Below are 6110 nucleotides of genomic sequence, written 5' to 3'. Positions count from 1 at the left end.
CTTGGCACTTACGCCAGACATGCACTGGGCGCTCGATCGTCACCTGATTGCGCCGGACACCGACTTTCGCTGGCGGGGGAGTTCCTCGCTGGATCGCCGCATACCCGACTACCGAGTGCTGACCAAGCTGGAAGGCAAACCGCTGTTTTTGCCGCGCGAGGCGCGGATGTATCCGAAGCGGGAGGCGATTGAGTGGCGGATGGCGATGCTGGTTAGGTAAGTGCGACCCGAGGTCTGGCGGTCGCCGCTCATGAGAAGTGCCGGCGCGACTTCGATAAATGTCAGGGCGCACCAGCTATCGAACTGGGTGCACCGGGTGAGCCTTGGATGTCGGAAAATCCCAATCGAAAAAACGACCACTCAGGAACCCATCTCATGAGCCAGAAGTTCGACACCGCCCTGTCGCTCGCCCTCGAAGCTCACGCGGGCCAGATCCGCAAAGGGACCGAGAACGCTCTTGGCTTGCCATTGCCGTACATCACGCACCCGGTTGCGGTGGCGACTTTGGTTCAACGCTATGGTGGCAGCGAGGACCAGGTAATCGCGGCGCTGCTGCATGACGTCCTCGAAGACGGTGGTCCGCAGTGGGCGGACCCGATCCGCGACGCCTTTGGTGGCCAGATCCTCGATCTCGTGCAGTTCTGTACCGATGGCCTGCCCGATGCCCAGGGGCAGAAAAGCCCCTGGCGTGAGCGGAAGGAGCGCTACCTCGCCCACCTGCGCGCGGCGGAAGGCGACGGCGTTCTCGTCTCTGCCTGCGACAAGCTGGCCAACCTGCAGGCAATCCTGCTTGATCTGACGGAGATCGGCGAGCCGGTATGGACGCGCTTCACGGGAGGCAAGGATGGATCGCTGTGGTACTACGCGGAGTTGGTCGAGGCCTTTGGCGGACGGGTGCCGGCGGCGCTGGAAGCTGCATTGCGGCGCGATCTGGCGGCGGTGCTAGAGCTTGCGGAAGCGAAGAGCCGGGTGGCGTGACCTGTTCGGCAGTGCTGATTGATCGGCGGTAACGATAAATTCTCGAATAGACTGTTTGAAAGGCCAACGTCCGTTAATAAAGTTCGAGTCGCGCAAACAGATTTCGAGGATTCGATGCCCACCATTGGCTACGCAGAACTCATCAGCCGACTCTCTCTGGTCGTCCGACCGCTGGCGAAGCGGGCGGAGATCAGCGGTTCGGTCAATCGGCGAGTGGATTCGGCGGACCGCGTCCTTTTCCCGCGTGGCGTGGCCATCGAGGACACGCTGGTCGGCCATCTCGAGTTTGCCCTGCGCCATGAGGGCGTGAATCTTGAGGTCATCGACGCCCTGTTCGAGCATCTCCTGCCGCAGGACTTGCTGGCCCGGTTGAATGCGGCGCCCAACGGCGCGCACATCCGGCGGGCGTGTCATCTTTGGGAGTGGCTGACGGGACAGGAACTCCCGGCGGAGGCCTTGCCGGCGGGAGGCTACGTCGACCTCTTTCCTGGCGACGATTACGTCACCGCCGGGCAGCCCACCAACGACCGCAAGTTCCGCGTGCGCAACAACGCACTCGGAACGGCCGACTTCTCCCCGGTGGTGCGGCGCGCGGCAGTACCGAGCGCGCCTTCGTTGGCAGAACTCCTCGACAAGGCGCGCGAGACCCTGGCATCCGTGACGGATCCGTCGCTCCATGAGCGCGCGCTGAGCTACCTGTACCTCTCGGAAACCCGCAGCAGCTTCGAGATCGAGCGCGAGCATCCCAGCTCGGACAAGCAGGAGCGCTTCGTTCAACTGCTCCGGCGTGCCGGCGAAACGACGCAGGTCACCGAGGATTGGCTGGTGAGCTTGCAGAACGCTGTCGTGCGCGATGTGTACAGCCAGGAAGTTTCCTATCGGACAAGACAGAACTGGCTGGAGGATGCCACCGGTCGCGTCACCTTCTTCCCGGTGCCGCAGGCCGAGCTCGCGCGTGCGATGCGGGGCTGGGAGGCCTTCATCAACGACGATGACCTCTGTACCGATGTGCTGGTCAAGGCGGCAGCGGCCGCGTTCGGCTTCGTCTACCTGCACCCCTTCATGGACGGCAACGGACGCCTGCACCGGTTTCTCATCCACCACGTGCTGACGCATTCGGGGCTGCTGCCGACCGGGACGGTCGTGCCGGTATCCGCCGTCATCCTGAAGAACATCCCGGCCTACCTCGAGGTGCTTGCGGGATTCTCGCAGCCGGTGACGCGGCTGTGGCGCTACGTGCGTGCCGAGGACGCTCCGCATGTGACTGCGCATCCGGGGAGCAGGGCCTACCGCTTCTTCGACGCCAGCACGGAAGTGGCTTTCCTGCACCGCATGATCCAGCAGGCCGTGGAAGACGAGATTCCCCGCGAACTGGCGTGGCTGAGCGGCTACGATAAGGCCTTCGCACAGCTGGATGCGGAGTTTGATCTGCCCAGGAAGGACCTGTCGGCCTTGATCCGAATGGCGCAGTCGAGCCAGGGGCGGCTCTCTGCGCGGCGGCGAAAGCAGTATTTTCATCTGCCTGCTGATGTGCTGGACCGTGTTGAGGAAGTGGTGCGCGAGTCGTTCGGCCTCAGCGCGAGGGAGGGGGCCGAGGAGGGCTAGTTTTTCGTGCTTTTCGACTCGAGTGCTGCGAAAGCTCGGTGTTGTGAGGCAAATTCGAGTGTCGTGATGATTTTTCGAGTTCGGCGGGTGAGGCGTGTCGGATACGAATAGCGGCTTGTCGGCCAATGATGTCGCTCGAGTCCACTCGGCTATATGCGATAGGAATGACCGGTTGCCGAAATCGCCAATAAAGAGAGTCTTTTGCCTACCGGTCGCGGGATCAGGGCATGACACCGCCCGGTCGCCGTGCGCCGCGTCCGCCAGGCAAAAGACTCTCTTCATTATTGGATAGCTGTTCATAACGGCCAGAATCCGCCGGTCGGGCTGATCCTGTGCGCAAGCAACGCCCGCAATGGGGCGATTGGTTTGGTTCCGCCAGAGCTCGACGGCGCCATTGTCAGCAATGACTTTCCCTCGTTCGAGTTTCGAGACCCGAGTCTATGCGATGCAGCTTTCATGGGGTGGCTGGTTCGCTCCGCGCCCTTTGTTGACCTGTGCAAGGCGGCGAGCGAGGGCACCACGAATCGGGTTCGGATCAAGGAGGAGCGTTTCCTTGCTTAACAGATTGCGCTCCCGCCGTTAGTCGAGCAACAAGCTCTTGTCACCGCTCTGGATGCGCTGGCGGAGAAAACGGGGCGGCTCGATGCGCATCTGGATGCCGCCGAGCGCGATGCTGAGCATCTGTTGGCGCTGCGCTTCCGTGATGCCATCGCTGGTGCTCCGATGCTTACGATGGCGGAGGTCGCCCCTCACGTTCCCCGCCCGGTGACGTTGGACGTCGACACGCGTTACCGCGAGGTCGGTGCGAGATCCTTTGGCAAGGGTTTGTTCTTCAAGCCTGATTTTGATGGGGCTGAAGCAACATGGAAGAAACCTGTCTGGGTAAAGGCCGGCGATCTGGTCCTCAGCAACATCAAGGCATGGGAAGGTGCTATTGCACTCGCGAGCGAGGAGCATGATGGGGGCATCGCGTCCCACCGCTACATAACGTGCGTTCCAGACCCAGCACGCATGATCACAACCTTCCTCGCTTACTACCTGCTGTCCGAGGATGGGCTGGAGCAAGTCGGGCTCGCATCACCGGGCACCGCTGACCGTAACCGCACGCTCAGCTTGGGAAATCTCAGCAAGATAAGAGTGCCGGTGCCGACGTTGGCTACGCAGTCGGCCTTTGTCAGGCTTGAGGCCGAGATAGCAGCGCTCAAAGCCAAGCATGCCGCCATCCGCGAAGCCAACGCCGCACTGCGGCCCGCGACGCTGGAGCGGGTGTTCAGTGCTGCCGAGCCGATCAGCGTCTGACGGTTGCCGGCCGAGATCCGCCACATCCGACCCCGTCCTCAAGAATCACGAAGCGAAACCACGCATGACCACGCAGACCCACCCCAACCCCTCGTCCACCACCTGGTTCGTCGGCGCCAGCTTCGGACACGCTGAGGATCAGACCGCACGCTTCCTCAAGGACGGCATCTGGGAGATGCCTCACCCCGACCGAGAAGGAGCGCGCGCTGGTGCGCGCCATGCAGCCGGGCGAGCGCATCGCCATCAAGGCCGCCTACGTGCGCAAGAACGGGCTGCCGTTCGACAACCGCGGCCATGGCGTCGCGGCCATGGCGTCGCGGTCATGGGCGGTTGCCCAAGTGCCTTCGGTCCAGCGCCCTGATGTCCGGTGCTAGCGGTGGTAGTGGATCTCGGTGATTGTGCCTCTCCAGTACGGCAGTCGGCCTTCCGGCGTGATCCATGCCACTTCGCCCCGAACGGGAATCAGCAGCCCGTCGCGTTGCTGGTAGTCGAACACGCGGCCCTCCCAAGGCGTCGGGATGATCCGATTGCCCACTGTGCGGCCGCGGTCTTCGGCACGGATGGTCTCGATCAGCCCGTCGGCGCCGAAGTGGAAGGTCATGGTCAGCCGTATGTCGCCGTCCACCAGCGTGGCGCGGGCGCTCTGCTCGTCGACCGGCTCCCACTGCATGCCCTGGCTGGGCAGCAGTGCGGTGGGGTACCACGCCGCCTCGGCCATGAAGCGCATCAACTCGCCGCGCGCCACCTCGCCCCGGTCGCGCAGGCGCATCAGGGTGACCAGCCCCGCGAGCGCCGGCTCCAGAATCCCCTCGCCGTCCACATAGGCGTCATGCACGAACACGTCGAGCCCCGGAGCGATCGACACACGGCCGGCCCAAACGAAGCCGGGGCGGCGCGTGACCACACGTTGCCGGGAGGTGAAGGGCTTCCACTGCTCGCACGTCTGGCTCATGTTGAACGAGCCACGGTGGACCACCTCCACGGCCCGGATGATCGGTGCCCCCTTGGGCAAGACCTGCTGCAGATGACGCGCAACCGGCTCCGGCAGCCCCTGCAGCTCCTGGGGGTTGAAACGCTCGACCGCAGCGCGGGATCGGCTGGCTTCCAGCTTGTCCAGCAGCGCACGCGTCTTCGAGGACCAGCACCACCGCCCCAGTCCCCAGAGGGCGATTGCGAGGATGACAACGGCCACCAGGCCGAACAGGAGCCATTTCATGATGGGTGCATCCCCGGTCCGCTCAGCTCGCCACGGCCTCGAGCACCGCCTCCGGGGGGCGCCGTGGGGCGGGCGGAAGGGTTTCCGTGGGGTGTCCCCATCGCATCAGCAACTGGGGGTGATCTACCGTGCCCAGCAGAGCCTGGAGGCGCGTGCGCAGCGTGGCCACTTCGACCGGCTGATTCAGGTAGGACGCTTGCAGCCCGTGGCGGCAGCCCACGAGCAGGGCGCATTGCAGCGCCTGCCCGGCTTGCAGCCAGGACCGGACGTCGTCCCCCGCCGTGGTGAGCACCGTCAGCCAGGGAGAGGCCGTCAGCAGTTGCTGGTCCTTGGCCGCCACGCCACTACCCATGTCGAAGCTGCGTACCACGGCTTGCGCAATCGGGGCGGCCAACGCAGGTACGCTCAGGCCATCGCCGTCGCGTCTGGGATGCATCCACATGGCCAGTTCGCGGCGCCAGCGCGGGTCGTCCCACTGTTCGCGGTCGCCCTCGGCGACCAGCGCGCCGGCCGCCTGCCGCTGCTCGATGTCGAGGGTCAGCAGCCTTGCGCCCTGCGCCGCCACAGACGAAGTGACACTCGCGACGACGTCTGGCGAGACCTCTCGGGCCTCGAAGGCTTTGCGGTAGGTGCGGCGTTGCTCGATGAGCGGGCCTAGGGCAGCAAGGCCCGTGTCGGCCGGATCGGCGGTCAGCTCAACGCGTGCCAGCCAGTCTCCGTCGGCACCATCGGGCAACAGAAGCACTCGCGTGCCCAGACCTGCATCGGCCGAGGCTGCCCGCAGCGCCATCAAGGCGGCTCCGCAACTGACGATGAGCTCCCGGTCGAACGGGTCGTTTACCGGCAGGGCGCGGGTGCGATCCGCCAACAGGTCGATAGCCGAAGTCGTCGCACGAAACCGCCATGGCTGGGTGTTGTGGCTGGAAGGGGCAAGAACGGCCCGTTGAACAAGGGCGCGGATGGCGTCGGCAGCCAGCATGGTGATTTCCCCCTCATCGGTCGAAGCCAGATC

At 64.6% G+C, this 6110-nt stretch carries 7 protein-coding genes; 5 read left to right on the top strand and 2 right to left on the bottom strand.

What is annotated here, in order from left to right; all coding sequences use genetic code 11:
• The 5 genes from ACMV5O_RS13300 to ACMV5O_RS13280 form a co-directional block, all read left to right on the top strand.
• Positions 1-220, top strand: a 220-nt coding sequence (locus ACMV5O_RS13300) for a hypothetical protein (protein ID WP_416163899.1), incomplete at its 5' end; no start/stop codon positions are given.
• Between the two features lie 155 nt (positions 221-375).
• A complete protein-coding gene (locus ACMV5O_RS13295) occupies positions 376-978 on the top strand; it encodes an HD domain-containing protein (protein ID WP_416163898.1) in 603 nt (200 codons plus the stop codon).
• Between the two features lie 18 nt (positions 979-996).
• Positions 997-2583 carry a Fic family protein gene (locus ACMV5O_RS13290; protein ID WP_416163897.1) on the top strand — a complete coding sequence of 529 codons (1587 nt, stop codon included), beginning with the start codon at positions 997-999 and terminating at the stop codon, positions 2581-2583.
• A gap of 684 nt (positions 2584-3267) precedes the next feature.
• Positions 3268-3882 (top strand): hypothetical protein, encoded by a 615-nt coding sequence (locus tag ACMV5O_RS13285; protein ID WP_416163896.1) that lies wholly within the window; start codon positions 3268-3270, stop codon positions 3880-3882.
• Positions 3883-4091: 209 nt separating this feature from the next.
• A complete protein-coding gene (locus ACMV5O_RS13280) occupies positions 4092-4256 on the top strand; it encodes a hypothetical protein (RefSeq protein ID WP_416163895.1) in 165 nt (54 codons plus the stop codon).
• Here the strand turns inward: ACMV5O_RS13280 and ACMV5O_RS13275 are convergent.
• Positions 4253-5098: a DUF6920 family protein gene (locus tag ACMV5O_RS13275; RefSeq protein WP_416163894.1), complete on the bottom strand. Its 846-nt coding sequence runs from the start codon at positions 5096-5098 to the stop codon at positions 4253-4255. The two genes, ACMV5O_RS13280 and ACMV5O_RS13275, sit on opposite strands and share 4 nt — an antisense overlap.
• A 22-nt stretch (positions 5099-5120) precedes the next feature.
• Positions 5121-6077 carry an Acg family FMN-binding oxidoreductase gene (locus tag ACMV5O_RS13270; protein WP_416163893.1) on the bottom strand — a complete coding sequence of 319 codons (957 nt, stop codon included), beginning with the start codon at positions 6075-6077 and terminating at the stop codon, positions 5121-5123.
• Positions 6078-6110 lie beyond the last annotated feature (33 nt).

The organism is Thauera sp. WH-1 (genome assembly GCF_047806685.1).
Lineage (GTDB): Bacteria > Pseudomonadota > Gammaproteobacteria > Burkholderiales > Rhodocyclaceae > Thauera.
The sequence above is the reverse complement of the archived record's forward strand: the minus strand, read 5'-3'. Positions and strand labels throughout refer to the sequence as shown.

Coding starts and splice junctions, on each gene's coding strand:
- ACMV5O_RS13295 (WP_416163898.1), top strand. CDS start 376: ATGAGCCAGAAGTTCGACACCGCCCTGTCGCTCGCCCTCGAAGCTCAC.
- ACMV5O_RS13275 (WP_416163894.1), bottom strand. CDS start 5,098: ATGAAATGGCTCCTGTTCGGCCTGGTGGCCGTTGTCATCCTCGCAATC.
- ACMV5O_RS13270 (WP_416163893.1), bottom strand. CDS start 6,077: ATGCTGGCTGCCGACGCCATCCGCGCCCTTGTTCAACGGGCCGTTCTT.